Raw genomic sequence first — 26,250 nt, 5'->3', positions numbered from 1 at the left:
GGCCCGGCGTCCGAGGACGCCAGGCCCGATGCCGATCCCGAGATCGGACGATCAGCGGATGAGCAGGAACAGCGCGCCGCGTCCGCGTCTGACGTGCAGCAGCAGCTGCTTGGTATCAGGGCCTGCCAGCTCCGATAACTGCGATACATCGGTGATCGGCTGGCGGTTGATGGAGGTGATCACATCACCGGGCTGCAAACCGGCACGTGCCGCCGGGCTGCCGGGCTGGATATCGGTCACGGCGATGCCTTCGACTTCGCCGGCCAGCGGATTGTCGTCGCCGATGGGGCCGAAGCTCGCCCCGGCCAGCCCTTTGGCCAGATCGCCCCCCGCGTTGCCGCCGGCCGAGTCGGCCGAGGCGACGTCCTCGGCGTTGGCGAGCGTGGCCTCGACCTGTTGCTGCTTGCCGTTACGCAAAATCGTGATCTTGACTTTCTCGCCCGGCGATTTCAGCCCGATTGCATTGGCCAGCTCGGAGAAGTCGTTGATCGGTTTGCCGTTGACCTGAGTGATCACGTCGCGCTCCTTGAGCCCGGCCTTTTCGGCCGGCGAATCCGGCATGACTTGCGCTACGACGACGCCTTGATTGATATCCAGATCGAACGCCTTGGCCAGGTCGCTCGTCAGGTCCTGGCCGACTACACCAAGCCGCCCGCGCTTGACCTCGCCGTACTTGGAGATCTGCTTGTAGACCGTGTTCACCAGATTGCTGGGAATCGCGAAGCCGATGCCGATATTGCCGCCCGTGCGCGACAGGATGGCGCTGTTGATGCCGACCAGCTCGCCGTCTAGATTGACCAGCGCGCCACCGGAGTTACCCGGGTTGATCGAGGCGTCGGTCTGAATGAAGTCCTCGTAGCGATTGCCCAGGCCATGGCGGCCCAGACCGCTGACGATGCCCGAGGTCACCGTCTGGCGCAGCCCGAACGGATTGCCGATGGCCACCACGAAATCGCCTACGCGCAGGTTGTCGGAGTCGGCGATCGGCAGCTGGGTGAGCTTGTCGTTGCCCGCGTCGATCTTGAGCACGGCGATATCGGTTTCCGGATCGTCGCCGATGACCTTGGCATCGTATTCACGGTTGTCGTTGAGCCGGACCACGATCTTCTCGGCGTCCTTGACCACGTGGTGGTTGGTGATCACCACGCCCTTGTCGGCGTTGACGATCACGCCCGAGCCGGTCGCGGTCGGCTGGCTCGGCGCCTGTTGACGCTTCTGCTGGTCGGGCATATCGAAGAAGCGGCGAAAGAACGGGTCGTTGAACAACGGGTTATCCGGCATCTGCTGCGGCTTGCCGGTGACCACGACGTTCACGACCGCGGGCAGGGCCTTGTCCAGCATCGGCGCGAGCGACGGATTGTCGCCGGCCAGCATGCCGCTGGGCACTGTGGCCTGAGCGCTGGCGCCGGCCAGCATCAGAAAAACAAGAAGAATGAACGCCTGCAGGCGCGTTGAAGCATGTGTCCTCATAGATTCGTACTCGTTGGCGTGGTGACCATACGACCGGCAATCCCCGGGTCGTCCCGTGGTGTCAGACCGTCAACCCTGCCGCGAGTTTCATTGCATCTGGCAGCTATGCCCCGATGAAGCCCCTGGGCGCATGTGGCTCATGCCTCGTGCGAGCGATGCACCACTCTCGCCAGACCGCTGTCGACCAGCCCCCGGTGCACGGCCAGGCGAGATTGATGGGTCAGTCGGCTGAGCAGGCTGCGCCGGGTCTGAACCTCGAGGGTGAATACATCGCGACCGTCCCGAGCCGCAGCGAGCATCAAGTCATCGCTGGTGGCGAGTTCGTCGACCAGCTCCAGTTCGAGCGCCCGGGTGCCGTACCAGTGTTCGCCAGTGGCCACCCGGTCGATATCCAGCGTCGGTCGATATCGCTGAACGAAATCCTTGAACAGGCCGTGCGTCTGCTCCAGCTCCTCGCGGAACTTTGCCCGGCCCTCGTCGGTATTCTCGCCGAAGACGGTCAAGGTGCGCTTGTGATCGCCGGCCGTATGCAGTTCGAAATCGATCTGCTTGTCCTTGAGCAGGCGGTTGAAGTTGGGGATCTGAGCAACCACTCCGATCGAGCCGATGATCGCAAAGGGCGCGGCGACGATCCGCTCGCCCACGCAGGCCATCATGTAGCCGCCACTGGCGGCAAGCCGGTCGACGCTTATTGTCAGGCGTACGCCCGCATCGCGTAGGCGGGCCAGCTGCGAGGCGGCCAGACCATAGCTATGTACCATGCCGCCCGCGGATTCCAGCCGCAGCAGGACTTCATCTTCGGCCTCGACGACCTGAAGGACGGCGGTGATCGCCTCACGTAGCGATTCCACCGCGCTGGCGCGGATATCGCCGTCGAAATCCAGTACGAACAATCGGCGCGACTCATGCCGTTTACCGAGTTTTTCCGCCTTGGCCTTCTGCTTCGCCTCGACCTTTCGACGTTTGGACCGCGCCTTGCGCTCGGTGTCGTTGAGCAGTGCATGGCTGAGCGTATCGGCCATGCGATCGAGCCGCTCGTTCACGTGGTTGACCTGTAGCGACTCGCCCTGGCGAGCGGCCCGCGCCTGGGCGAGGGCCGATACGATCCAGGTGACGCACAGCCCGATGGCAATCACCACCGTAGCGGCCTTGGCTAGAAACAGGCCGTAGTTGACGGCGAAATCGGCGATCAGCTCCATGGACAGTGTCTCGGTTGCTCAGGCGGGCGGGGTCGGTGTGTGCTTACAGCCAGCCGGCGAGTTCGCGCTGGATCAGCTGGGTGAACATCTCGATATGATCTTCGCGCGCGTTGAGCGCCGGGATATAGCGCAGCTCTCCGCCGCCCGCGTTTTCGAAATACTCGCGGTTTTCCTCGCGGATCTCTTCCAGTGTTTCCAGACAGTCCGCCGAAAACCCCGGGCACATGACATCGACGCGCTTCATGCCGGCCTTGCCCCAGGCCTTCATCGTCTCGTCGAGATAGGGCTGCAACCAGGGCTCGCGTCCGAAGCGACTTTGAAAACACACTTTGTAGTCGTTGCGCCCCAGCCCTAGCTCGCTGGCCAGCAGCTGCGCGGTCACTCCACAATCGCGCGGATAGGGATCGCCCTGTTTGACATAGCGCTTGGGAATGCCGTGAAACGACATCACCAGCTTTTCACCGCGGCCATGCTGCTGCCAGTGTTCGCGTACGGACTGGGCCAGCGCTTGGATATAGGCCGGATGATCGTGATAGCGATTGATCTGTCGCAGCTGTGGCGGCTCCGGCCAGTCGGCCAGCACTTCACCGACCTTGTCGAAGGTGGTGGCCACCGTGGTGGCCGAGTACTGCGGATAGGCCGGCAGCACCAGCACCTGCTTGCAGCCCGCTGCATCCAGTTCACGCAGGCCGGCCTCAATCGACGGGTTGCCATAGCGCATCGCCAGTGCCACATGAACCGGCGTCGAAACGTCGGCGTCCAGCCGTTTCTGGATCGCATCGACCTGGCGCCGGGCATAGACCATGAGCGGCGAGCCCTCGTCCATCCAGACCGAGCGGTAGCCCTCGGCCGAATTCTTTGGTCGAAACGTGAGGATCACACCGTAGAGGATCGGCAGCCACAACGCGCGGTTGAGATCGACCACGCGCCGATCACTTAGAAATTCCGCGAGATAGCGGCGTACCGCCGATACCGACGTGTCGTCGGGCGTGCCGAGATTGGTGAACAGCACCCCGATCGGGCGCGGCGCGTGGCGGGAACTCATGATGTCATCTCGCTATCGTGTCGCGGAATGCGATACGTAGGGGCAATAAGACGGGATGCAACCAGCGGGCTGCATCCCGTCCGAGTTCGCGCCAGCCTGACAGGGTTCAGGACGGGTTGAAATAGGCTCGAGTGAGCTTGAACACGACCGGCGCCAGCAGGATCAGCGCGACCAGGTTCGGGATCGCCATCATGGCGTTCATCACGTCTGCTACCAGCCAGACGAAATCCAGTTGGGCGATCGCGCCCACGAACACGGCGATCACCCAAAGGATCCGGTACGGCATCACGACACCGGTTCCGAACAGATACTCGGCTGTGCGCTCGCCGTAGTAGCTCCAGGCCAGCATGGTCGAGAAGGCGAAGATCACGAGACCGAAGCTCACGATCCAGCCGCCCGGCCCGGGCATGCCGGTGGTGAAGGCCTCGGCCGACAGCTGTGCGCCGGTCGTACCCGACGACCACGCACCCGTGGCGATAATGACCAGTGCGGTCATGGTGCAGACGATGATCGTGTCGATGAAGGTGCCGAGCATGGCGACCACGCCCTGGCGTACCGGACTGTCGGTACGAGCGGCCGCATGCGCGATGGGCGCGCTCCCCAGGCCGGCCTCGTTGGAGAAAATGCCGCGTGCCACACCGAAACGTATCGCCATGATGATGCCGGCGCCCGCGAAACCGCCGGTAGCGGCCGTGCCGGTGAAGGCATCGGAGAAGATCAGGGCGATGGCACCGGGCACTTCGCCGGCGTTGAGAATCAGCACGAGCAGGGCGCCGAGCACATAGATGATGGCCATGACCGGCACGAGCTTGTCGGTAACATTGGCCAGCCGTTTGACGCCGCCGATGATCACCGCGAACACGGCGGCGGCCATGACCAGCCCGGTCAGCCAGCGCGGTATCGACAGAGTTTCGTCGAACACCTGCGACACGGAGTTGGACTGTACGGTGTTGCCGATACCGAACGCCGCCACGGTGGCGAACAGCGCGAACGCGAAGGCCAGCCATTTCCAGTTCGCGCCGAGGCCGTTGCGGATGTAGTACATCGGCCCGCCTACATAGGCGCCGTCACGGTTGGTTTCGCGATACTTGACCGCAAGCACGGCTTCGCCGTATTTCGTGGCCATGCCGACGATGGCGGTGACCCACATCCAGAAGATGGCGCCCGGGCCGCCCAGGTGGATCGCCGTGGCCACGCCCGCGATATTGCCGGTACCGACGGTGGCCGCGAGAGCGGTTGCCAGAGCCTGGAAGGGGGTGATATCGCCGGGCTCGGTGGTCTGTTTGCGCCCGGCGAACATCATCGAGAAGCCGTAGAACAGCTTGCGCTGCGGGATACCTTTCAGGCCGATGGTCAGATAGATACCGGTGCCCAGCAGAAGGATGAGCATGACCGGGCCCCAGACCCAGCCGCTGAGCGTGCTCAGCGCGTTCGATAGCGTTTCCATGAGCGTTGTTCCCCTTAGTCCCTTGATTGAGCGGGCCACCATGACCCGCGAGTTGTTTCAGCTGAACAGTCCCTGGAGCAGTATCCAGCCGATGCCCAGCGGTGCCACGAACCGAAGTATGAACAGCCATACGGGCGCCCACGGCGCATGGATACGGCCCTGATTGGACAATGCGTCGATTGCCCGCGGGCCCATGACCCAGCCCACGCATAGCGCGGTCAGCAGTCCGCCCAGCGGCAGGGTGATCGAACTCGAGAGATAGTCCATTAGCGCGAAGAACGTCATGCCGAAGAGCTTTGTATCGGCCATCAGGCCGAACGACAGGGCCGCCGGCAGAGACAGCGCGAACACCGCCACGGCGCTATATGCGGTCGCCTTGCGTCGGCTGACGGCATGTTCGTCCACGAAATAGCAGACCACTGTCTCCAGCAGCGATACCGACGACGTCAGCGCGGCGACCGCCAGGAGCAGGAAGAAACCCAGCGCAAACCACATGCCGCCGGGCATGGCGTCGAACACGGCCGGCAGTACCTTGAACGTGGTGCCGGCGCCGCCTTCGCCCGGGGTCATGCCGGCGGCGAACATTGCCGGTATCACCATCAGCCCGGCAAGTACCGCGATCAGGGTATCCAGCGAGACCACTGCAAGGGCATCGGTGGGCAGATTGCGCTCACGAGGCATGTAGGAGCCATAGGTGAGCATCGCCCCCATGCCCAGTGACAGCGAGAAGAATGCCTGTCCGATGGCGGCAGTGAAGGTCGCCCCCGTCACCTTGCTGAAATCTGGAATGAGGAAAAATTCGAGTCCGGCGGCGGCACCGGGCAGGGTCAGCGCCCGCACGACCAGCGCGATCAGTATCAAGAATAAAAGCGGCATGAGTATCTTCGAGGCGCGCTCGATACCCTGGCCGACGCCGCCGATGACCACGCCGGCCGTCAGCGCAGTGAACAGGGCCGCGTAGGCGATTGGCTCCCAAGTACCGGCCGTCAGGTGATCGAAAACAGCGTTCAGCGCATCGGCGTCGGGGTTGGATAACGACCCGTTCACCGAGAACAGCATGTAGGCAATGGTCCAGCCGGCCACCACGACATAGAACGACAGGATGACGAACGCCGTAACGATGCCCATGGCGCCTACCGCCGGCCACCCGCGGCCTGCAACATGGCGAAATGCGGCCACGGGGTTGCGTTGTGCGCTACGCCCGATCAGCAGCTCGGCGAGTACGAGCGACAGACCGAACACGGCGATACAACCGAGATAGATGATCAGGAAGGCGCCACCGCCGTTTTCGCCGGTCATGTAAGGAAACTTCCAGATATTACCCAGACCGACGGCCGAACCGGCTGCGGCCATGATGAAGCCCAGGCGGCTGCCCCAGTGTTCGCGCGGCGCACTCATCGGGTGCGTTCCGCGGCCGTGTTCTGGCCGATTGGATGATCGATCATGTGGCTGGCTCCCTGCACAGGCGATGCCCCCGGCATCTCAACTGGCCGAGACGCGCGTTTTGCGCCACGACCCCCTTGTCACAGCACGTATCGTGCCGAATACGGCCTACCGCACGTCGATAGATGTCGTGCCCCGACCAGCGGCTCCGTCACAATCCCCGAGATTAACCGCTGATCGGACCGACGTCTAAGAGCGATTCGTCGTAGACGCAGACCGACTGCGCGAGCCCGGTGTGACCGGTCGCAGGCCGTATGGGCGTACGGCCGGAAAAAAAGGCGGGCCGTCATCGGCCCGCCTTGTACGCTGACCGCCTTTCTACGGCCGCGCTACGGTTTTTCCAGGATCGCGGTCACGCCCTGTCCGCCGGCCGCACAGATGGAGATCAGCCCGCGGCCGCCGCCGGCCTCGTCCAGGATCTTTGCCAGGGTGGCGACGATACGTGTGCCCGTGGCCGCGAACGGATGCCCGAGCGCAACCGACGAGCCTTTGACGTTGAGCTTGGCCATGTCGATCGAGCCCAGCGGTGTGTCGCGGCCCAGTTTCTCGGCGCAGTATTTCTTCGACTCCCAGGCCTTGAGCGTGCACAGCACCTGTGCCGCGAACGCTTCGTGGATTTCGTAGAAATCGAAGTCCTGTAGCGTCAGGCCGGCCGCATCGAGCATGTCGGCCACGGCATAGGTCGGCGACATCAGCAGACCCTCACCGCCGTCGACGAAATCCACCGCGGCGGTGCGCGAATACGGCGTGAAGTAGGCCAGCACCGGCAGACCGTGTTCGCGGGCGTACTCCTCGCTGGCCAGGAGCACCGTCGACGCACCGTCGGTCAGCGGGGTGGAATTGGCCGCGGTCAGCGTGCCGTTTTCCTTGTCGAACGCCGGCTTGAGCTTGGCCATCTGTTCCACGCTGGTATCCGGGCGCAGGTTGTTGTCACGCTCCACGCCGAGATAGGGGAAGACCAGGTCGTCGTAGAAGCCATCGACATAGGCCTGGGCCGCATTCTTGTGGCTGGCCACCGCAAGCTCGTCCTGCGCCTTGCGCGAGATTTTCCATTCCTTGGCCATGAGCTCGCAGTGCTCGCCCATCGACATGCCCGTGCGGGGTTCGGTCACGCCGGGGAAATTCGGTACCACGTGGCGCGGCCGGATGCGGGCGAGCAGCTTCGCGCGCTCGCCGCCGGTCTTGGCGCGGTTGACGTCGAGCAGGATCTTTCGCAGTTCCTCGTTGATGGCGATCGGCGCATCGGAGGTGGTATCCACGCCGCCGGCGATCGCCGAGTCGATCTGACCCATGGCGATCTTGTTGGCTAGCAGCAGGGTGGTTTCCAGGCTGGTACCGCAGGCCTGCTGGACATCGAAGGCCGGCGTGTGCGGGTCCAGATCGGTGCCGAGCACCGCTTCTCGGGTGAGGTTGAAATCGCGCGAGTGCTTGAGCACGGCGCCGGCCGCGACCTCGCCGATGCGCCGGCCCGCGAGCTTGTATTTTTCCGACAAGGCCTTGATGGCGGCGGTCAGCAGATCCTGGTTGGACTGGTGCGAATACTTGGTATTCGATCGACAGAAGGGAATACGGGCACCGCCGACGATTGCGACGCGGCGCGGCATGTCCTGGCTCATGGAACCTCCAATATCGCCGAGCGGATTCGGCGCACGATGAGTGATGTCGTCAAGATAAATGTTGCACTGCAATCTGACAAGAAATCCTTTCAAAATCCCGTCGAATCAGGCGCCCGATCATCATGTTCCATGTAAAAAATTTTCGTCGCGCTCTTGAAAGGGCCACCCCTGCCCGCATCAATGGCGGTGATTGAGAAAGCCAATGGTGGCTGTCTCACGCCGGCCGCGCATATCGCCGTCCGGCAAGCGTTTTCATCAACAACCAAGCTTCGAGGAGAAGGGTGGCATGAATATCCGTCCTCTACATGACCGCGTCGTCATCAAACGGCTCGAGGAAGAGCAGAAGACGGCCGGGGGAATCGTCATTCCCGATACGGCGGCCGAAAAGCCCCAGCGCGGCGAAGTCGTCGCCGTCGGCAACGGCAAGCCGCTGGACAACGGCGAGACGCGCAAGCCGGAAGTCAAGGTGGGTGACAAGGTCATGTTCGGCAAGTTCTCGGGTACCGAAATCAAGGTCGACGGCGACGAAGTCGTCGTGATGCGCGAGGACGACATCCTGGCGGTGCTGGGCTGATACGCCCGCGACGTCTCGCATCAACCTTCAACGAACACAGTATTTAGGGGAAGCTAGCAATGGCAGCTAAAGAAGTACGTTTTGGCGAAGACGCGCGCTCGCGTCTGGTCCGCGGCGTCAACACGCTCGCGAATGCAGTGAAGGTCACGCTGGGTCCGAAGGGCCGCAACGTGGTGCTCGACAAGAGCTTCGGCGCGCCGACCATCACCAAGGACGGTGTTTCGGTCGCCAAGGAAATCGAACTGGACGACAAGTTCGAGAACATGGGCGCGCAGATGGTCAAGGAAGTCGCTTCCAAGACCTCCGACATCGCCGGTGACGGCACCACCACCGCCACGGTGCTGGCCCAGGCGATCGTCCGTGAGGGCGTCAAGGCCGTGTCCGCGGGCATGAACCCGATGGATCTCAAGCGTGGCATCGACAAGGCTGTCGACGCCGCCGTCGCCGAGCTGGTCAACCTGTCCAAGCCCTGTGATGACGAGAAGGCCATCGCCCAGGTCGGTTCGATCTCGGCCAACTCCGACGCGGATATCGGCAAGATCATTGCCGATGCCATGAACAAGGTCGGCAAGGAAGGCGTGATCACGGTCGAGGAGGGCTCGGGCCTGTCCAACGAGCTCGACGTCGTCGAAGGCATGCAGTTCGATCGCGGTTATCTTTCGCCCTACTTCGTCACCGACAATCAGACGATGCAGGCCGAGCTGGATAACCCGTACATCCTGCTGCACGACAAGAAGATCTCCAACATCCGCGACATGCTGCCGCTGCTGGAGAACGTGGCCAAGGCCAACCGTCCGCTGATGATCATCTCCGAAGACGTCGAGGGCGAAGCCCTGGCGACGCTGGTGGTGAACAACATGCGCGGTATCGTCAAGGTCGCCGCCGCCAAGGCGCCCGGCTTCGGCGATCGTCGCAAGGCGATGCTGGAAGACATGGCCGTGCTCACTGGCGGTACCGTGATCTCGGAAGATCTCGGCATGAGCCTCGAGAAGGCCACGCTGGAAGACCTGGGTGAGGCCAAGAAGGTCCAGATCACCAAGGAAAACACCACCGTGATCGACGGCGCCGGGTCCAACAAGGACATCGAAGCCCGTATCAAGCAGATCCGTGCGCAGATCGAGGAATCCTCCTCGGACTACGACAAGGAGAAGCTGCAGGAACGCGTGGCCAAACTCGCCGGCGGTGTGGCGCTGATCAAGGTCGGCGCCGCCACCGAAGTCGAGATGAAAGAGAAGAAGGCGCGCGTCGAAGACGCTCTGCACGCGACCCGTGCGGCCGTCGAAGAGGGCATCGTGCCCGGCGGCGGCGTGGCCCTGCTGCGCACCCTGAAGGCGGTCGAGAAGGCCAAGGGTGACAACCCGGATCAGGAAGCGGGCATCCGTATCCTGCGTCGCGCGGTCGAAGAGCCCCTGCGTCAGATCGTGTACAACAGCGGTGCCGAGCCGTCCGTCGTGGTTAACGAAGTGCTTTCCAAGGAAGGCAACTACGGCTACAACGCGGCCACCGGCGAATACGGCGACATGGTTGCCATGGGCATCCTGGACCCGACCAAGGTCAGCCGTACGGCGCTGCAGAACGCGGCCTCCATCGCGAGCCTCATGCTCACCACCGAGGCAGCCATTGCCGACGTCCCCGAGGACGACGACAAGGGCGGCGCCCCGGACATGGGCGGCATGGGTGGCATGGGCGGTATGGGCGGCATGATGTAAATCACGCTGTCCACGCCCGAGGGATAACCCATCCCCGCGTGTGAACGAAAAAGCCCCGTACGGCGACGTGCGGGGCTTTTTTATGCTGACTCTGGGCGCAAGTTTCGTGCCCTCGCGCATTGGCCGTAGCCGGCGCGGGTCTGCGTCGACGATTTGATTCAGACCATATGGTATGCCAATCGGGTATGAGTCGGTTGAGACTCGCGGCGGGTCGGGGGACGAGGGTTTTAGATATGCGACCGGCCTCCCGGTCGAAGCGCGACAAGGCGTGACGATACGCTTCGATCTGCGCCATGCTGTCGGCAACGGTCTCCTGTTGTTTTGTCTCGACGAAGTGGGTATCAATTACGCCCTTGTCGGTGAGCGCGAGGAGCAACGGCCTCAGTTCACGCCCGAAGCACTGAGCACACCGCGTCCGCGGTGGCTCGAGGAGTGCGGCCGGCGCGAGCGCTATGGCGGTAGCCGGGCCGCCGAGCTATTTCTGTCGGTTCGAATTCTGGCAAGCTCGTGAGATTTCGGTCGCGGAACATAAAATCGAGTGGTGTTACCCGTGCATCGAGACTCGGCGACGGCGAGGCGAGGCGATGGCGCGCCGGCTTGCTTGAAATCGCTGGCCTTGGAAATACGCGCTAGCGCGGCTCAAATTCAACAATGAGGTCGGTGGGCAAGTGAGTAGTGAGTTGTTGCGGCGCCTCGAAGAAACGCTGGCGTAACTCGGTTCGGCCTACATATGTTGAAAGCACGAGGGTCGCTCCTAAGCGAGCCAAGCGGCCCATGCGACGGGGCCCCCGACGTCGACGTGGCTTCAAACCGTCGGGGTCCACGGTTGATATGCGGTTATCCTCGACGAACTATCATGAACTTTTTTGCGGCGCCTGACGGGCTTGTGTAAATGGCGTGTGCTAACAATCGATACGCCTTTGGAAATCGAATCGTTGTACTGTCTCAACTTGCATCACGTCGAAATCTACGGTCGCGCATGCGATGACCGGAGCGAACGCTAATGGCCAGTGATCGAGCCGGACGCGTAAAGCGCCCGACCATGCCGCGGGTAGTTTTCTACCTGTCGAGCCTGCCGGCCGGCGGATTAGAGCGCGTAACACTGACACTGATGTCCGCGTTCATTGCAGATGGCTACGCGGTGGATCTGTTGCTTGAGCGCCGAGTCGGCAGCTACCTTGCGTTGGTACCAAAGGGAGTTCGTTGTCTGGAGCTTCAAGCGGGGAGTAAGTGGCAGGCTTGTCTCAGGCTGATCGTCCATTGGCCGTCCGAAGGTTTCCGGCTGGCGGCACGCATGCTTTGGCGGCCCTCCGAGCATGTGCCGCTCGCAAGGCTGGGGTCGGTGTGTCGCTACCTGGACCACTACGCTCCCGACGTAATGTTTGCCTCGGCTGGACGCATTCCTTTTCTGGCGCTGTGGGCTAAGCGTCTTTCTCATACGCGATGTCGAGTGGTGATTGCCGAGCACAGCACGTTTACAGCCCGGCTGCGGGCTGCTCGCGAAGCGCCGGCCGCTTATAAGCGTATGCGCTACCGGCAAGGACTCATCGCCCGTCTCTATGCCACCGCCGATGCGCTGCTCGCGGTGTCGTCGGGTGTTGCAGACGATCTCTCGCAGACGGCAAACGTGCCGCGTGAGTCGATTCATGTAATCCATAACCCTGTAGTAACGGACGAACTTCGAGAAAAAGCAAAGCTCGAACCGTCGCATCCATGGTGCCTCGATACAGGTTTGGACGTAATTCTCGCGGCTGGCCGTCTAGCGCCCGAGAAAGGGTTCGACCAGCTCGTCGACGCGTTTGCGAGATTGGCCGAATCCCGGCCCGCGCTTCGATTACTTATCGTCGGGGAAGGCCCAGAGCGATGCGTTCTGGCATCCAAGATTGCGGATCTGAGCCTGGAAGACCGGGTCGCGCTACCGGGTTGGGTCGATAACCCTTACGCGCTGATGAGCCACAGTCGCGTGTTCGTGCTCAGTTCTCTCTTCGAAGGGCTGCCGGTGGCTCTGATCGAGGCGCTCGCGTGTGGCTGTAAGGTGGTCGCCAACGATTGCCCGAGTGGCCCACGGGAGATTCTAGACGACGGTCGATACGGTGAACTCGTGTCGGTCGGCGACGAGTCCGCACTGGCCGAGGCGATCGCAGCCGAGTTGGTGCGCGATCGATCCCGAGCCGCGCTGATCGAACGAGGCAGTGATTTCGCAGCCGGTCCCGCCGTGGCGTCGTATCGTACGTTGATCGACGATCTCATGCGGCCCGACGCCCGTATAACGCTGGGTTAACGCTATGCCTTTAGAACCTCGTGTGAGTGTGCTTATTCCCGCTTACAACGCAGAAGATACGATCGATGCCGCGCTAGAAAGCGTGTTGACACAGACCTACACTGACTTCGAGCTGATTGTGGTGGACGACGGGTCTGTCGACAGGACTCTGGAGCGGTGCAGATTCCATGCAGTGGACGGGCGGCTGCGTGTGGTCAGCCATGAGCGCAATCTTGGCCGACCAGCGGCTCGAAACACCGCGTTCGCGACAGCCACCGGCGAATACGTGGCCATGCTGGATGCAGACGACTGCTGTCTTCCTCAGCGGCTCGCTCGGCAAGTTTCGTTTCTTGACCAGCACTACGATATCGATGTGGTCGGTAGCTGGTGGCGCGGGATGGACGCCGGTGGCCGGCTTATGCCGCTCAAACGCAATCAGCGCAAACTGGATGCGGACACGGTGAATTGCCTTCTGCTGTTTCGTGGCATTATCCACAACCCGACCGTGATGGCGCGGCGCGTAGCGCTGACCGGTTTCGAATACGACTCGAGCTTTCCTGTAGCCCAAGACTACGATCTTTGGGCACGCATGCAGCAGGCGGGGCATCGCTTTGCGCAGATACCGGAAGTGCTGCTCCATTATAGGCAGCATGAATTGCAGGCATCTGTCGCGCGCGCCGCGGAGGCTCGAGACCGACGGTGTGAAATTCAGGCTCGCCTGTTGACCTCACTGGGTATGCAATTCAGCGATCGGGAAGTCGTCAATCATAATCTGCTTTACACGGGGCGGCGGCTCTATGAGGCGCGGATCGGCAAGCCGATGGATCGGGAATTCGTTGCCTGGGCCGAGCAATGGTTCGAGCGGCTGATGGGTGCAAATGCCACGAGTGGTTTCTACCCGGAACCAGCATTTTCAAGCCTGGTATCGCGCCTATGGTTCGATTGTTGTCGTAAGGCCGCACGACCGGTGGGGCAGCTGTCTGTCTGGCGTCGATTTCTGGGATCGACGGCAGGGCGGTACTACCTGCGCCGGGTCTGGCGTGCGGCGGCGCTTTGAGCTTCGAGCTGGGACCGGGTAGCACGTTTTCGGTCGCGCCGATGCATCCGCCGCACTTCGCCGCTGAGATCGCATCGTGGTATATCGAGGCGCCCATAACCAGGGATACGGCTACGCCAATTTGAGGTTTCGGTCACATATGCCGTCCTGTATCCCGCACGGGCCGCGGCGCGCCGTACCCGCTGGTCGGTATCGCCGAATGGATAGGCCAACGTGTCGACCGGTTGGCCCAGCCATGATTCCAATGTCCGCCGCGCGCCAGAAAGCTCCTCGTCTAATTCATCATCGCTGCAGTAACGCAGATCCGGATGTGTGCAGGTGTGCGCGCCGATGGTTACCAGATCGTGCCTGGCGAGCCGGTGCAGTTGCTCTCGGTCCAGATAATCGGCGGTCAGCGTCGGCGTGTCGATATCGTAGTCAGCCATCAATGCGTCATGGTGCGCGGCGCGCTCGGCGACGGTCATGCGCTTGAGTAGATCACGCAAAGACTTATAGACGCCGCTTGCATCCAGGCCTCGCGTGTCGAGCAGCCGTGTCAGGGATGTACGAGTCCAGTCGCCGTGACGAGCCACTGCCGCAGCAACGCGGGCCAGTAGAACCGCCCGTCGCTCGACGAAGCCGGTGGTGACGAAAATGGTGGCCGGTTGCTGATAGCGCTCGAGCACGGGCAATGCTGAAATCAGATTGTCCGCGTAACCGTCGTCGAATGACAGGATGGCGCGACGGCCGAAGCGGGCGACGAACATATCCAGGTCATCTGGGTGCACATGGGTCACACGATCCGAACTAATCTCCGGGGCAGACATCGGGTCGGCGATACCGTGGCCAAAAAAATGGCTAGATCTAAACAGTTTGTTTCGAGACATAGAGCCTCACGGTGAGCGGGCGAACGAGTGGAATGCCAACCAAACGGCACATTTCCTCAAACAATCGTTGAGGGTGAAAAGCGTGATAAAAACGGATCAAATCCTATTATCGTGCTCTCGTCGCGGCCCCATGTTCTGTAGCCTTAGCTTTAACTTCAGATAGTGCGCATACGCCAGGGACCCGTAGGGCCCAAACCAACGGCTTCTGGTTGCGAGCGTGTATAGCCTGCGATGTTCGGCGTTCGGGTGTAGCTTCAGGCTTCTTAGGAACATCTGGGCGGCCTCGCGTTCCTCTCCCAATAGAAGATATTCTTCGCCAACCCTTCGGTATTGGTACGACAAATTCCGGCGTCCAACTCGTCTGTATTCATGCGCGTTCTTCTCCAGCGTGCGGCGTAGGCTCGCCGGGTCGGGCGTGCTGGTCAAGCCGTCAGATGTGTCCAGGCATTCTACGACGACATCGTCGATGCCGACGATTCGAGACTGCTGCAGTAACCTGATGATGAAATCACGGTCCAGGGACTTTCGTATCGCGATGTCGAAACCCTTGACCGCTATAAACGCGTTGCGTTTGACGAGCATTCGGCCGCTGCCAAACGTGCTGCCAGTCAACGCGTCGACCAACGATAGATCTCCGGCGATTGATCGTTCGATGGGTGGAAAATACCGGGTGACCGTATTGGTCGTGTCGACAAAAGCCGCTCGACCAAATACTCCGTTGAGCCTGCCGCTGGAATCGCTATCCCGATCGACCGCGCGCAGCTGCTTTTCCAAACGATCAGGCAGTGATCGATCGTCACTGTCGGCGAGCATGAGCCACTCGCCGCGCGCCTTTCGTGCGCCGTGATTAGTAGCAAACGATTGTCCACGGTTTCGGTTGAGGCAGAGTAAGCGAACTCTAGGGTCTACGATCGAGCCGACTATCGCCTGCGTTTCGTCCGTCGAGCCGTCGTCCACAATCAGAAGTTCGAAGTCCTGGAACGTCTGGTTCAAGATCGATTCGACAGCGCTTCGAAGACAATATGCACGATTGTAAGTGGCCAGTATCACGGAGACGCGAGGCTTTACACTTGCCATATTGGTTAACCATCCCGTACTTCACTTCTACTTCTCTGACCCACAATAATACGTCCGAAAAGAGTGAACGGGCGTTTTAAAACCCGGTTTGAGCGATTGGGCGCGGCCCGCCGAGCCTTTGAGGCAATAGCCGGCTCAGTCGATCGATCATGGTTGCGGGTCCACCGCGAATTACCGGGGCCTTTGCTCTAACAGTTCGGTAAGTAAACGCCGGTAGCCTTCGGCACTCGCCGATTCGCTGAAATCTAGCGCGCGCCGCCGTAGATAAGAAGCAGCGGGCGGTTGCGCAAGCGTGGAGTTTATGGCTTGGGCTAAGCCATGCACATCGTCAACCGCAGCGAGTTTACCGTATCGCCCGTGATCCAGGATCTCGCGCGGGCCGTGAGGGCAATCGAAGGCTACGACAGGGCATCCGCAACTTAACGCCTCGACAATGGCGTTGCCGAAGCCTTCCCACAGCGAGGTGGATACAAATAGGCGAGCACGGTGAATTTGCTGCAGTGGCTCTTCGACCCAGCCCGGTAATTCAACGCGCCCGATCAGCCCCATTTCTCGGCATAGTGCTTCCAAGGCGGGCCGCTGTTGACCTTCACCAAGAATTATTAGTCGCAGCGAGTGGTGCGCGTTCAAGTGCGCGAAGGCCCGAATCAGTGCCGAGAAGTTCTTTTCTGGGCTTAGCCGCCCCACCGCCACGATAAAGTTTTCAGTAGGGCGGCAAAGCTCTATAGAAAGTTCCGACTCGATCACAGCAGCATACGTGTCGGAGATTACCGGATTATGTATGACCCGGATACGGCTGTCGTCTATGCCGACAATAGCTGACAGGTCCTGAGCGATCCCGCTGGAAACGGTCACGATCGCATCGGCTCTAGAGTAAACGCGCTGGCAATACTCCAGAAAACGTCGCCACTTCCTTGGTCGCTTGGAAGCCGTCATCGTGTGGGCGCACTGGGTAAAGAATGCACTGCGGAAGATGCCTACTACCGGCATGCTCGGCGCGGCGCATGCCCGGGCGGTGATGGCCGTGATCGCAAGTTGCCACAGGTTCGAGAACAGAATGGCTGGCCGGTTGGCTCGTAGGTAGCGGGTCAGGGCAGGCAGATACAGCAGCTTGTCGAGCTGTTTTCTTGACCTAAACATCGAACGTGAAAACAGGTCGATATCGTCCGTTGCGGCGTAGAGCATGTAGATACGTGTGACTATTTCGGTGGATCGCTGCAACTCGATCACACGTACTCCTGCGGGTGTTCGCGAACTCAGACTACCCGTCCGGTCGTGGACCACCAGATCTACTTCGTAGCCGTCGCCCAAGAACAACTCCGTGAGTTTGAGTACGTTCTTCACAGCGCCCCCGCCGTTCAAATGCTGGTGATAGATTGCGATCTTGCGTTTGCTGGGCACGGTCAATAGCGGTTCTTCCTGCATTTGCGTTTCGAGTGCGACGACGATTTTTACGGGATCGGTCGGGCGGCCGTGCTATCCCTTCGCGGGCTCAGTGGACGGCTTGGCGGCTACGGCGCAGCCGGAGCCGTTTATCTACCACTCAGGCGCGTGGTGCGGCTGAGCAAGTGGGTGAGGCTGACGCGCGAATCGATCGGCCGGGATCGTGCGCTAGTGTTATGAACTGAACCTGCCCTTGTCGCGCATTGAGACTGTATCGGAGTATATGCGGTCTTGCCGTACTGGAAAATGTTATGCACGGTCGATTCATTCGGCGTCTGCCGCTGGAAACGCAGTGGTGGTCGTTCCGATTGCTGCACCCCAAGATAGCCAAGAAGTTCCGCAAGCGCCGGCAGCTTCTGGATGTGGACTACTCCTATCGCCCATTCGATGAACGTAAGGCAATCTTCATTCATATACCGAAGTGCGCGGGTGTCGCGGTTAGCCAGGCGCTGTTCGGCAATATGGCGGGCGGACACAAGACGCTATCGCACTACCGTCACGTCTTCGAGCCTCGTATTCTGCTTGACTATTTCAAGTTCACCATCGTGCGTAATCCGTGGGATCGGCTCGTATCGGCTTATTCCTTTCTCCGCGCCGGTGGCATGGATGATGCGGACAGAAATTGGTACGCCGCGGAATTGAGCCATCTTCCGGACTTCGAGGCCTTCGTCACACAGTGGCTGAGCCGAGAAAGTGTCTGGCGCGGCGTACATTTCTATCCGCAGAGCTATTTCGTCGAAAGCGAAGATCCACGCGTCGCGCTTGATTTCATCGGCCGCTTCGAGAATCTTGCAGACGATTTCGCTTACATTGCCGAGCGGCTCGGAGTCGAAGCCACACTAGCGCTTCGTAACGACAGTCAACGCGGTAACTACGAAGATTATTTCACGCCGAAAACGCGCGATATCGTGGCCTCTGTTTACGCTGAGGATATTCGACGTTTCGGATACGAATTTTGACCGGCCCCAGCCACGTTAAAAAGTCGCTATCGCCGATTGACCGCGATCAGACCGAGCCCGCGGCACTGGCGATCTATATCCCCACGCTGGCCGGTGGTGGGGCGGAGTTGTCCATGCTGCGCCTGGCGGGCGCGTTGGCCGAGCGCGGCTATCGTGTGGATCTGCTGCTGAATCGGCGTCGCGGCGCCTATGTGGCGCGTATTCCGGCAGAGGTGAACGTCGTCGAACTGTCGCGCTATAACAAATGGCGCGCGCGTCTGGATGTCTGGCGAGCCGAGCCGGCCGATCTGGATGTGGTCTGGCGGCCGGTGCTTGCGGCGAAGACGCCGATCATGTCGTTACGGTATCTGGGCGGCGTGGCCGACTACCTTGAACAACAGCGCCCGGCCGTACTGATATCGGCCTTGTTCTATACCAACCTGCTGGCCGTCTGGGCCCGCGCGCTTGCGGCTACCGACACGCGTGTGGTGGTCACCGAGCACAACGCACTGTCGCGACGCATCGCCGAAGGGTGCAAGCGCGCCGGCGAGATGCCGCGCTGGCGTCATCTCGGCGCGCTGATCGGGCGTGTGTATGCACGCGCGGACGCGATCGTGACCGTATCGGATGGAGTTGGCGACGATCTGGCGGCCACCGCCGGGCTGGCGCGCGACGAGATTTCCACCATCTACAACCCGGTGGTTTCTACCGAGCTGGCGGGGCTGGCCGCGGCGCCGGTGGATCACCCGTGGTTTGCGCGCGCTGAGCCGCCGGTGTTGCTGGCTGTCGGGCGTCTCGAGCCGCAGAAGGGGTTCGATACGCTGCTCGAGGCCTTGGCCGCGGTCCGCGCGCACCGGCCGGTTCGGCTGATGATCCTGGGCGAGGGGGGCCAGCGCGAGGCGCTGTCGGCACGCGCACGTGAGCTTGGCATCGCCGACGACGTATCGCTGGGCGGCTGGGTGGACAATCCCTATGCCTACATGGCGCGGGCGGCGGCATTCGTGCTGTCGTCGGTCTGGGAAGGGCTGGGCAACGTGCTGATCGAGGCCATGGCGTGCGGGTGTCCCGTCGTCGCGACCGACTGCCCATATGGTCCGCGCGAGATTCTGGCGGGCGGCCGCCACGGGCGGCTTGTACCCGTCGGCGATGTGCGCGCGTTGGCCGGTGCGATCGTAGCGACACTGGACGGGCCGCCGGCGCCTGCGGCTTTGCGTGAGCGCGCGGCGGCGTTCTCGACCGATCGCAGTGCTGATCGGTACGCTGCACTCATCGAGAATCTGACACAGCCCGCCCCTATATAACGACGCGCGCAGCACCGGGCTGGCTTCGGTGTGCCGGTTTGGTGAGAATCGGCCGCGCAAGATTGGAGACACGCCGCGCGTCGCCGCGGCTAAAGAGACAAGCCATGGCCAAGGAACTGCCCGCCGATATCGCGGCCACGCATGAAAAAATCGCCGGGTTGAGCCGGTTTCTGGACGACTGGTGCGCGGCCAACGCCGACGCACTCGCCCGATGGGCCGATACCGGACGCCTGAACGCCGACGAGCCCGTCTCGATCGCACCGCCGCCGACGCACAGCGACACCGACGACTTCGATGCGGCGTTGCGCCGCTACCGCGATGAGCACATGGCGCTGATCGCCTGGCGCGATCTGGCCGGGCTGGACCGGCTCGAGGACACGCTGGGCGCGCTGTCCGAACTGGCGGATCAATGTATTCAGGCCGCGCTGGACTACGCGCATGCCGGCGTCGCGGAGCGCTACGGCACGCTTCTCGATGACGATGGCCGAGCGCTCTCGCTGATCGTGATCGGCATGGGCAAGCTGGGTGGGGGTGAGCTGAATTTCTCCTCGGATATCGACTTGATCTTTGCCTATCGCAGCGGCGGGGAGTCCGACGGCGATCGCACCCTGGATGCCGATGGCTATCTCAAGCGCGTCGCCCAGAAACTAGTGCGTTGTCTGAGCGAAACCACCAAGGACGGCTTCGTCTATCGCGTCGATACACGGCTGCGGCCGTTCGGCGATGCCGGCGCGCTGGTCGCGAGCATCGGTGCAATGGAGGGTTACTACCAATCGCACGGGCGGGAGTGGGAACGCTACGCCTGGGTCAAGGCACGGCCGGTGGCCGGCGATATCGAGGGAGGCCATGCGCTGATCGATGCGCTGCGGCCGTTCGTCTACCGTCGCTATCTGGACTACGGCACGTTCGAATCGATCCGCGAGATGAAAGCGTTGATCGACCGCCAGGTGGTGCAAGCCGAGTTGCACGACAACGTCAAGCTCGGGCTTGGCGGTATCCGGGAGATCGAGTTCGTCGTTCAGGCCTTTCAGCTCATTCGTGGCGGTCAGGAGCCGACCCTGCAGGACAGCCGGCTGCTGCCGACACTCGCCCTGCTCGGCGAGGCAGGTCATCTGCCGGCCCATACCGCGCGTGAACTGGAGATGTCGTATCGGTTCTTGAGGCGGGTCGAGAACCGGCTGCAGATGGCCGACGATCGCCAGACCCATGATCTGCCGGAAGCCGAGGCCGAGCGGGCCGCCCTGGCGCGATCAATGGACTATGCCAACTGGGAAGCCTTCGAACAGGCCATTCGCGATGTGCGATACGGCGTGCACGACGCCTTCGAGCAGGTATTCGTCTCGCCGCAGGCTGACGATCGCGATCCGGATCGTGCCAGCCAGGAGCTGATCGCACTCTGGGAAGGTGATCTCGACGACGATCTGGCCGCCAAGCTGCTGGCCGACTATGGCGTCGAACAGGCCGAGGACGTGCGTGCCGCGCTCGATGCGCTGCAGGATCAAAGCCTGTATCGCACGCTCGAGGACCGCGGTCGACGCTGGATCGCACGGCTGGTGCCATTGCTGTTCGCCGCCGCGGCACGCAACAGTCATCCCGATCGCGCCCTGATCCGGACCTTGTCGGTCCTCTCGGCCATCGTCGGGCGCAGCACCTACATGGCGCTGCTGGTCGAGCATCCGGCAGCGTTGTCGACCCTCATGCGCCTGTGCTCGGCCAGCGAATGGATCACCAGCCGGATCCGCGAGCAGCCGGCGTTGCTGGACAGCCTTCTGGATCCGCGTCAGCTGTACAAGCCGCCACGGCGCGCCGAGCTGGTGGCCAGTCTGGAAGAAGACCTCGACGCGATCGATGCCGACGACCTGGAACACCAGATGGATGCCCTGCGCCGCTTTGCCCAGAGCGCGACGCTGCGCATCGCCGCGGCCGACGTCAGCCGTTCGATGCCGCTGATGATCGTGTCGGATAACCTCACCGAATTGGCCGAAGTCGTGCTCGATGCCGCACTGGATATGGCCTGGCAACAGATGATCGCTCGCTACGGTACGCCGCGCGACGAAGACGGCGAGCGTCAGGGTTTCGCGGTGATCGCCTACGGCAAACTCGGCGGCCTGGAGCTGGGTTATACGTCGGATCTGGACCTGGTGTTCGTCTACGACGGGCCGACCGAGAAGATGACCGACGGCGAACGCGAGCTGACCCATCAGGCGTTCTTCACCCGGCTTGCCCAGCGGCTCATTCACGTGTTGTCCACCCAGACAGCCGCCGGGCGCGCCTACGAAATCGACATGCGCCTGCGCCCGAGCGGCAAGGCCGGTCTGATGGTCTCTCATATCGATGCGTTCGCGCGCTATCAGCACGACAAGGCCTGGACCTGGGAGCACCAGGCGTTGGTGCGCGCGCGCTTCGTGGCCGGGCGGGCGTCGCTCGGCGAGTCGTTCACGCGCATTCGACGCGAGGTGCTGGCTCATCCGCGCGAGCTCAGCCAACTGGCTGGTGAGGTCTGCCACATGCGCCGCCGCATGCGCGAGGTCAAGGACGAAAGCACCTCCGAGCGCCTGGACGTGAAGCAGATGACCGGCGGTCTGATCGATATCGAGTTCATCGCCCAGTTCATGGCACTGCGATACGGTCACGAATGCGAAGAACTTCTGTTGTTCACCGATGCGATCCGTATTCTAGAGACGCTGGAATCGGCCGGCATCGCCGATTACGATTCGGTTCGATCGCTGACCCATGCCTATCGCCAGTACCGCCAGCAGATCCATGCCGATTCGTTACAGCGTCAGCGGGCGATGATTGATGCCGATCGCTGGCCTGAATTCCGACGCGAGGTCGCACGCATCTGGCAGGAATGGGTGGCAGCTCATGCCGAATAGCGGATGGCGTGGCGGGTTGGCTGCGCCCTCGACACCGCTCGCCCGGCCGGTCACGGGCCGATGAGCCCGGTAGACAACGGCCGTCTGACCCATATCAACCTTGCCCGCGGGTTTCGCGGCGGTGAGCGTCAGACCGAGCTCTTGATCCGCGAACTGGCTGCCGACGATATCCGCCAACGCGTGATCCTGCGCGCCGGCGAGCCTCTGGTGGAGCGGCTCGCCGATGTTCCGGGCCTGACCCGCGTACCGATCGGTCGACCATTCGTCTGGCATGCGCTCGGTCTTCGGGGGCAGCGGCTGCACGCGCATGACGGCAAGGGCGCTCATTTCGCCTATGCGGCGCATCGGCTGAGTGGCTGCGAGTACGTGATCACCCGCCGGGTCGACAACCGCCCGAGCGGCAGCGGCAGTACGCGACGGATGTATCTGCAGGCGGCCAAGGTCGTGGTGCTGTCGCAGGCGATCGAGCGCGTGATGACCGATTATCTTCCGGGACTGGCCACGGCGCGGATCCCGAGCGCAGCCGGCGGCTTTACCGTCGACCGTGCGGCCGCAGCGGCCATTCGGGCCGAGTTCGGCGGCGACTATGTCGTCGGCCATGTCGGCGCGCTCGACGATAGCCAGAAAGGGCAGATGGACCTGATTGCTGCCGCGCGTCAGCTTTACGCAGAAGATGCCGGGTGGCGCTTCGTGCTGGTCGGCGGCGGCCGCGATGCCGATCGGCTACGGATGGCCGCGGGCGATTGTCCGGCGATCCATTTCGCCGGCCATGTCGACAATGTGGGCGACTATCTCGCGGCATTCGATGCATTCGCGTTCCCGTCTGTTCACGAAGGCCTGGGCTCCACGCTCATCGATGCGATGCATGCGGGTCTGCCGATCGTCGCAGCGGGCGTAGACGGTATCCCGGAGCTGGTCAGCCACGAAGTCCACGGCCTGCTGGTGGCGGCCCGGGCGCCGGACATGCTGGCGGATGCCCTGCGCCGGCTGCGTGCACGACCCGACCGGGCCCGTGCGATGGCCGAGCGGGCATACGAAAAATCGCTCGCGTATACTGCCGCGGCAATGGCCGAGCGCTACCGTCAGCTGTATACCGAGATCGGCTGGACACGGGACGAACGCGCGGCCGCGACCACACATCGCAACAGGACACGGGCAGGGCAGTGATCATCGTTACCGGCGCGGCCGGCTTCATCGGCAGCAATCTGGTCGCCGCGCTCAATGCGCGCGGTACTCGCGATATTTTGGTCGTGGACGATCTGGCCGACGGGCGCAAATGCCTGAATCTGGCCGATCTGGATTTTGCCGATTATCTGGAATACGACGATCTGCTGATGCGTATCGAGCGCGGCGACGATCTGGGCGATGTCGAGGCGGTCTTTCATCAAGGTGCCTGCTCGGATACCACCGAGTGGGATGGCCGCTATGTCATGGCGCGCAACTACCGTTATTCCAAGAGCTTGCACGACTGGTGTGTCGCGCGCGGGGTGCCGTTCATCTACGCCTCGTCGGCATCGGTTTATGGCATGGGCCCCGATTTTGTGGAAACGCGTGCGGCCGAACGGCCCTTGAACATGTACGCCTTTTCCAAATTCGCCTTCGACCAGTACGTGCGAGCCCAAGCGCCACGTGTATCGTCTCAGGTCGCGGGTCTGCGTTATTTCAACGTCTACGGTCCGCGCGAGCAGCACAAAGGCAGCATGGCGAGCGTCGCCTGGCATTTTGCCCAGCAGATCCGTGCTGACGGCGAATGCCGCCTGTTTGCCGGCGCCGAGGGCTATGCCGACGGCGAGCAGCGGCGCGACTTCATTTATGTCGACGATTGCGTAGCGGTCAACCTGTGGCTGGCGGATCATCCGGAGGTCTCGGGCATCTTCAACTGCGGCACCGGCGCCAGCCAGACGTTCAACGAGGTCGCCGACGCCGTCATTGCCTGGCACGGCCGCGGCGAGAAGCGATATATCCCGTTCCCGGAATCGCTGGTCGGCCGTTATCAAAGTTATACACAGGCCGATACCGCCGCCCTGCGCGCCGCTGGCTACGACCGGCCGTTCGCGGATGTTGCCGAGGGCGTGCGGCGTTATCTGGACTGGCTCGACGACAGCACGCTGCGCGCTTGAAGCCTACGCGCGCTAAAATGCTGCCAAATACAACAAAAGCGCTGGCGCCGGGCTGGCCGGCTGTGCTCAAATAGCGGGCTTTTCCGGGCGCATCGGGCGGCCGGACAGTGCTAGCGGACAGGAGAAAGTCCATGACTTCGATGGCGGATCGCGATGGCCTGATCTGGATCGACGGCGAGTTCGTCGACTGGCGTGAGGCCAAGGTGCACGTACTCACCCATACCCTGCATTACGGCATGGGTGTGTTCGAGGGGGTACGCGCCTACGAGACCGCCCAGGGCACCGCGATCTTCCGCTTGGCCGATCACACCAAGCGTCTGTGCCGCTCGGCCAAGATCATGGGCATGCCGATGCCGTTCTCCGAGGAACAGATCAACGCCGCGCAGGTCGCAACAGTGGCCAAGAACAATCTCGCCTCGGCGTATATCCGGCCGATGCTGTTCTACGGCTCGGAAGGGATGGGGCTGCACGCGGACAATCTGAGCGCGCATCTGATGATCGCAGCCTGGACCTGGGGCGCGTATCTCGGCGAGGAGAACATCAAGCGTGGCATACGCGTGAAGACGTCGTCCTACACGCGTCATCACGTGAATTCCGCGATGACAAAGGCCAAGGCGAACGGTCCGTACTTCAATTCGATGATGGCGGTCACCGAAGCCAACAAGGCCGGCTATGACGAGGCGTTGATGCTCGATGCTAACGGGTTCGTCTCGGAAGGCAGCGGCGAGAATCTGTTCATCGTGCGCGACGGCGTGCTCTACACGCCCGATCTGACCAGCGCACTGGACGGAATCACACGGCGCACGATCATGACCTACGCCAAGGAGATGGGTATCGAGTGCCGGGAGAAGACGATCACCCGCGACGAGGTCTATATCGCCGACGAGGCGTTTCTGACCGGCACCGCGGCCGAAGTCACCCCCATGCGCGAACTCGACGACCGAACCATCGGCGAGGGCACGCGTGGCCCGATCACCGAGGCCATGCAGTCGCGCTATTTCGATCAGGTCGCCGGAAAGCGTGACGATCACGCGGAGTGGCTGACCTACGTCTGAGCCACGCTCGAGCACGCTGGCGCGTGGCGACGAGAATGGCCGCCACGTACTCTGGGATGCGGCCCGTTTCGACGGGCCGCCATCGCTGGTCATATTCTCGGCCCAGTGGTGGCGCAGCCGCCGGCGTTTGACCGGCGAGGCCGCCGGGCGCGGCGCCGCCTATTTTCTGGACGGCCTGGACGGGCGCCCCTGGGTGCTGCGTCACAACCGCCGGGGTGGCGCCATTGCCCATATCAACCACGACCGTTTTCTCTGGAGTGGGGCCGCGCGAGCGCGCTCGCTGACCGAATTATCACTCCTGGCCGATATGCGTGCCGCGGGGCTGCCGGTGCCGGCACCGGTGGCCGCGCTGGCGGATCGGCGGGGTCTCGTCTATCGCGGCGACGTGATCACCGAGCGGATCGCGGATAGTCGACCGCTGGCCGAACACTTGATGGTCGCAGTCCTTGCCGACAGCGGCTGGCAGGCGTTGGGTCGCGTGATTGCGCGTTTTCATCGGGCGGGCATTCATCACGCGGATTTGAACGCGCGTAATGTGCTGCTCGATGGTACCGGGCAGTTCTACGTCATCGATTTCGACAAGGCGCGCCAGCGCCGGCCCGGATCATGGTGTGCACCCAACCTGGCCCGTCTTCGCCGCTCGCTCGACAAGTTCGCCGGCAAGACCCGAGGCTTTGCGTTCTCGGGCGCCGACTGGGCTGCGCTCGAGCGCGGTTATCGTCACCGCATGGGTGAAAAACGCGACTGAGGCCAG

General features: G+C 62.4%; 21 protein-coding genes. 12 read left to right on the top strand and 9 right to left on the bottom strand.

What is annotated here, in order from left to right; translation table 11 throughout:
• Nucleotides 1-51: 51 nt before the first annotated feature.
• The 6 genes from T31B1_RS10785 to T31B1_RS10760 form a co-directional block, all read right to left on the bottom strand.
• The gene (locus tag T31B1_RS10785; protein WP_353249475.1) at nucleotides 52-1,470 is read right to left on the bottom strand and encodes a DegQ family serine endoprotease; all 1,419 of its coding nucleotides are present in this window, start codon (nucleotides 1,468-1,470) and stop codon (nucleotides 52-54) included.
• Between the two features lie 137 nt (nucleotides 1,471-1,607).
• Nucleotides 1,608-2,669, bottom strand: a complete 1,062-nt coding sequence (gene sohB, locus T31B1_RS10780) for a protease SohB (protein ID WP_353249474.1) — start codon at nucleotides 2,667-2,669, stop codon at nucleotides 1,608-1,610.
• A 43-nt stretch (nucleotides 2,670-2,712) separates the two neighbouring features.
• A complete protein-coding gene (gene hemH, locus T31B1_RS10775; RefSeq protein WP_353249473.1) occupies nucleotides 2,713-3,714 on the bottom strand; it encodes a ferrochelatase in 1,002 nt (333 codons plus the stop codon).
• A gap of 106 nt (nucleotides 3,715-3,820) precedes the next feature.
• The gene (locus T31B1_RS10770; protein ID WP_353249472.1) at nucleotides 3,821-5,161 is read right to left on the bottom strand and encodes an alanine/glycine:cation symporter family protein; all 1,341 of its coding nucleotides are present in this window, start codon (nucleotides 5,159-5,161) and stop codon (nucleotides 3,821-3,823) included.
• Between the two features lie 57 nt (nucleotides 5,162-5,218).
• Entirely contained in the window at nucleotides 5,219-6,559 is a 1,341-nt protein-coding gene (locus T31B1_RS10765) for a sodium-dependent transporter (protein ID WP_353249471.1), read from the bottom strand.
• Between the two features lie 374 nt (nucleotides 6,560-6,933).
• Nucleotides 6,934-8,220, bottom strand: coding sequence for an acetyl-CoA C-acetyltransferase (locus tag T31B1_RS10760; RefSeq protein WP_353249470.1), 1,287 nt, complete (start codon nucleotides 8,218-8,220; stop codon nucleotides 6,934-6,936).
• Between the two features lie 286 nt (nucleotides 8,221-8,506).
• Between T31B1_RS10760 and groES the strand changes: the two genes are divergently transcribed.
• The 5 genes from groES to T31B1_RS10735 all read left to right on the top strand — a co-directional run bounded on the left by groES (nucleotide 8,507) and on the right by T31B1_RS10735 (nucleotide 13,820).
• On the top strand, nucleotides 8,507-8,794 hold the full coding sequence (gene groES, locus T31B1_RS10755) for a co-chaperone GroES (RefSeq protein ID WP_006913560.1): 288 nt from the start codon (nucleotides 8,507-8,509) through the stop codon (nucleotides 8,792-8,794).
• 59 nt (nucleotides 8,795-8,853) lie between these two features.
• Nucleotides 8,854-10,503: a chaperonin GroEL gene (groL, locus tag T31B1_RS10750; protein WP_353249469.1), complete on the top strand. Its 1,650-nt coding sequence runs from the start codon at nucleotides 8,854-8,856 to the stop codon at nucleotides 10,501-10,503.
• A 268-nt stretch (nucleotides 10,504-10,771) separates the two neighbouring features.
• On the top strand, nucleotides 10,772-11,014 hold the full coding sequence (locus T31B1_RS10745) for a hypothetical protein (protein ID WP_353249468.1): 243 nt from the start codon (nucleotides 10,772-10,774) through the stop codon (nucleotides 11,012-11,014).
• A gap of 492 nt (nucleotides 11,015-11,506) precedes the next feature.
• Nucleotides 11,507-12,784, top strand: coding sequence for a glycosyltransferase (locus T31B1_RS10740; RefSeq protein ID WP_353249467.1), 1,278 nt, complete (start codon nucleotides 11,507-11,509; stop codon nucleotides 12,782-12,784).
• A 22-nt stretch (nucleotides 12,785-12,806) separates the two neighbouring features.
• Nucleotides 12,807-13,820, top strand: coding sequence for a glycosyltransferase family 2 protein (locus T31B1_RS10735; protein ID WP_353249466.1), 1,014 nt, complete (start codon nucleotides 12,807-12,809; stop codon nucleotides 13,818-13,820).
• Here T31B1_RS10735 and T31B1_RS10730 read toward each other — a convergent pair.
• From T31B1_RS10730 to T31B1_RS10720, 3 genes are all read right to left on the bottom strand, one after another.
• Complete coding sequence (locus tag T31B1_RS10730; protein WP_353249465.1) at nucleotides 13,784-14,587, bottom strand: polysaccharide deacetylase family protein; 804 nt, start codon at nucleotides 14,585-14,587, stop codon at nucleotides 13,784-13,786. The two genes, T31B1_RS10735 and T31B1_RS10730, sit on opposite strands and share 37 nt — an antisense overlap.
• Nucleotides 14,588-14,782: 195 nt before the next feature.
• Nucleotides 14,783-15,763 carry a glycosyltransferase family 2 protein gene (locus tag T31B1_RS10725; RefSeq protein WP_353249464.1) on the bottom strand — a complete coding sequence of 327 codons (981 nt, stop codon included), beginning with the start codon at nucleotides 15,761-15,763 and terminating at the stop codon, nucleotides 14,783-14,785.
• A 171-nt stretch (nucleotides 15,764-15,934) separates the two neighbouring features.
• Nucleotides 15,935-17,188: a glycosyltransferase gene (locus T31B1_RS10720; protein WP_353249463.1), complete on the bottom strand. Its 1,254-nt coding sequence runs from the start codon at nucleotides 17,186-17,188 to the stop codon at nucleotides 15,935-15,937.
• A gap of 269 nt (nucleotides 17,189-17,457) precedes the next feature.
• On the opposite strand from T31B1_RS10720, the gene T31B1_RS10715 reads away from it, so the two are divergent.
• The 7 genes from T31B1_RS10715 to T31B1_RS10685 all read left to right on the top strand — a co-directional run bounded on the left by T31B1_RS10715 (nucleotide 17,458) and on the right by T31B1_RS10685 (nucleotide 26,244).
• Nucleotides 17,458-18,165 (top strand): sulfotransferase family 2 domain-containing protein, encoded by a 708-nt coding sequence (locus T31B1_RS10715; protein WP_353249462.1) that lies wholly within the window; start codon nucleotides 17,458-17,460, stop codon nucleotides 18,163-18,165.
• Nucleotides 18,162-19,445 (top strand): glycosyltransferase, encoded by a 1,284-nt coding sequence (locus tag T31B1_RS10710; RefSeq protein ID WP_353249461.1) that lies wholly within the window; start codon nucleotides 18,162-18,164, stop codon nucleotides 19,443-19,445. Before T31B1_RS10715 ends, T31B1_RS10710 begins: the two co-directional genes overlap by 4 nt.
• 104 nt (nucleotides 19,446-19,549) lie before the next feature.
• Nucleotides 19,550-22,321 (top strand): bifunctional [glutamate--ammonia ligase]-adenylyl-L-tyrosine phosphorylase/[glutamate--ammonia-ligase] adenylyltransferase, encoded by a 2,772-nt coding sequence (gene glnE, locus T31B1_RS10705; protein WP_353249460.1) that lies wholly within the window; start codon nucleotides 19,550-19,552, stop codon nucleotides 22,319-22,321.
• Between the two features lie 60 nt (nucleotides 22,322-22,381).
• Nucleotides 22,382-23,488: a glycosyltransferase family 4 protein gene (locus tag T31B1_RS10700; RefSeq protein WP_353249459.1), complete on the top strand. Its 1,107-nt coding sequence runs from the start codon at nucleotides 22,382-22,384 to the stop codon at nucleotides 23,486-23,488.
• Nucleotides 23,485-24,441: an ADP-glyceromanno-heptose 6-epimerase gene (rfaD, locus tag T31B1_RS10695; protein WP_353249458.1), complete on the top strand. Its 957-nt coding sequence runs from the start codon at nucleotides 23,485-23,487 to the stop codon at nucleotides 24,439-24,441. Before T31B1_RS10700 ends, rfaD begins: the two co-directional genes overlap by 4 nt.
• Nucleotides 24,442-24,572: 131 nt before the next feature.
• Entirely contained in the window at nucleotides 24,573-25,496 is a 924-nt protein-coding gene (locus T31B1_RS10690) for a branched-chain amino acid transaminase (RefSeq protein ID WP_353249457.1), read from the top strand.
• 16 nt (nucleotides 25,497-25,512) lie between these two features.
• Nucleotides 25,513-26,244, top strand: coding sequence for a 3-deoxy-D-manno-octulosonic acid kinase (locus T31B1_RS10685; RefSeq protein ID WP_353249617.1), 732 nt, complete (start codon nucleotides 25,513-25,515; stop codon nucleotides 26,242-26,244).
• Nucleotides 26,245-26,250 lie beyond the last annotated feature (6 nt).

It is taken from the genome of Salinisphaera sp. T31B1 (assembly GCF_040361275.1).
Lineage (GTDB): Bacteria > Pseudomonadota > Gammaproteobacteria > Nevskiales > Salinisphaeraceae > Salinisphaera.
The sequence above is the reverse complement of the archived record's forward strand: the minus strand, read 5'-3'. Positions and strand labels throughout refer to the sequence as shown.

Coding starts and splice junctions, on each gene's coding strand:
- T31B1_RS10785 (WP_353249475.1), bottom strand. CDS start 1,470: ATGAGGACACATGCTTCAACGCGCCTGCAGGCGTTCATTCTTCTTGTT.
- sohB (WP_353249474.1), bottom strand. CDS start 2,669: ATGGAGCTGATCGCCGATTTCGCCGTCAACTACGGCCTGTTTCTAGCC.
- hemH (WP_353249473.1), bottom strand. CDS start 3,714: ATGAGTTCCCGCCACGCGCCGCGCCCGATCGGGGTGCTGTTCACCAAT.
- T31B1_RS10770 (WP_353249472.1), bottom strand. CDS start 5,161: ATGGAAACGCTATCGAACGCGCTGAGCACGCTCAGCGGCTGGGTCTGG.
- T31B1_RS10765 (WP_353249471.1), bottom strand. CDS start 6,559: ATGAGTGCGCCGCGCGAACACTGGGGCAGCCGCCTGGGCTTCATCATG.
- T31B1_RS10760 (WP_353249470.1), bottom strand. CDS start 8,220: ATGAGCCAGGACATGCCGCGCCGCGTCGCAATCGTCGGCGGTGCCCGT.
- groES (WP_006913560.1), top strand. CDS start 8,507: ATGAATATCCGTCCTCTACATGACCGCGTCGTCATCAAACGGCTCGAG.
- groL (WP_353249469.1), top strand. CDS start 8,854: ATGGCAGCTAAAGAAGTACGTTTTGGCGAAGACGCGCGCTCGCGTCTG.
- T31B1_RS10740 (WP_353249467.1), top strand. CDS start 11,507: ATGGCCAGTGATCGAGCCGGACGCGTAAAGCGCCCGACCATGCCGCGG.
- T31B1_RS10725 (WP_353249464.1), bottom strand. CDS start 15,763: ATGGCAAGTGTAAAGCCTCGCGTCTCCGTGATACTGGCCACTTACAAT.
- T31B1_RS10720 (WP_353249463.1), bottom strand. CDS start 17,188: ATGCAGGAAGAACCGCTATTGACCGTGCCCAGCAAACGCAAGATCGCA.
- T31B1_RS10715 (WP_353249462.1), top strand. CDS start 17,458: ATGCACGGTCGATTCATTCGGCGTCTGCCGCTGGAAACGCAGTGGTGG.
- glnE (WP_353249460.1), top strand. CDS start 19,550: ATGGCCAAGGAACTGCCCGCCGATATCGCGGCCACGCATGAAAAAATC.
- T31B1_RS10700 (WP_353249459.1), top strand. CDS start 22,382: ATGAGCCCGGTAGACAACGGCCGTCTGACCCATATCAACCTTGCCCGC.
- T31B1_RS10690 (WP_353249457.1), top strand. CDS start 24,573: ATGACTTCGATGGCGGATCGCGATGGCCTGATCTGGATCGACGGCGAG.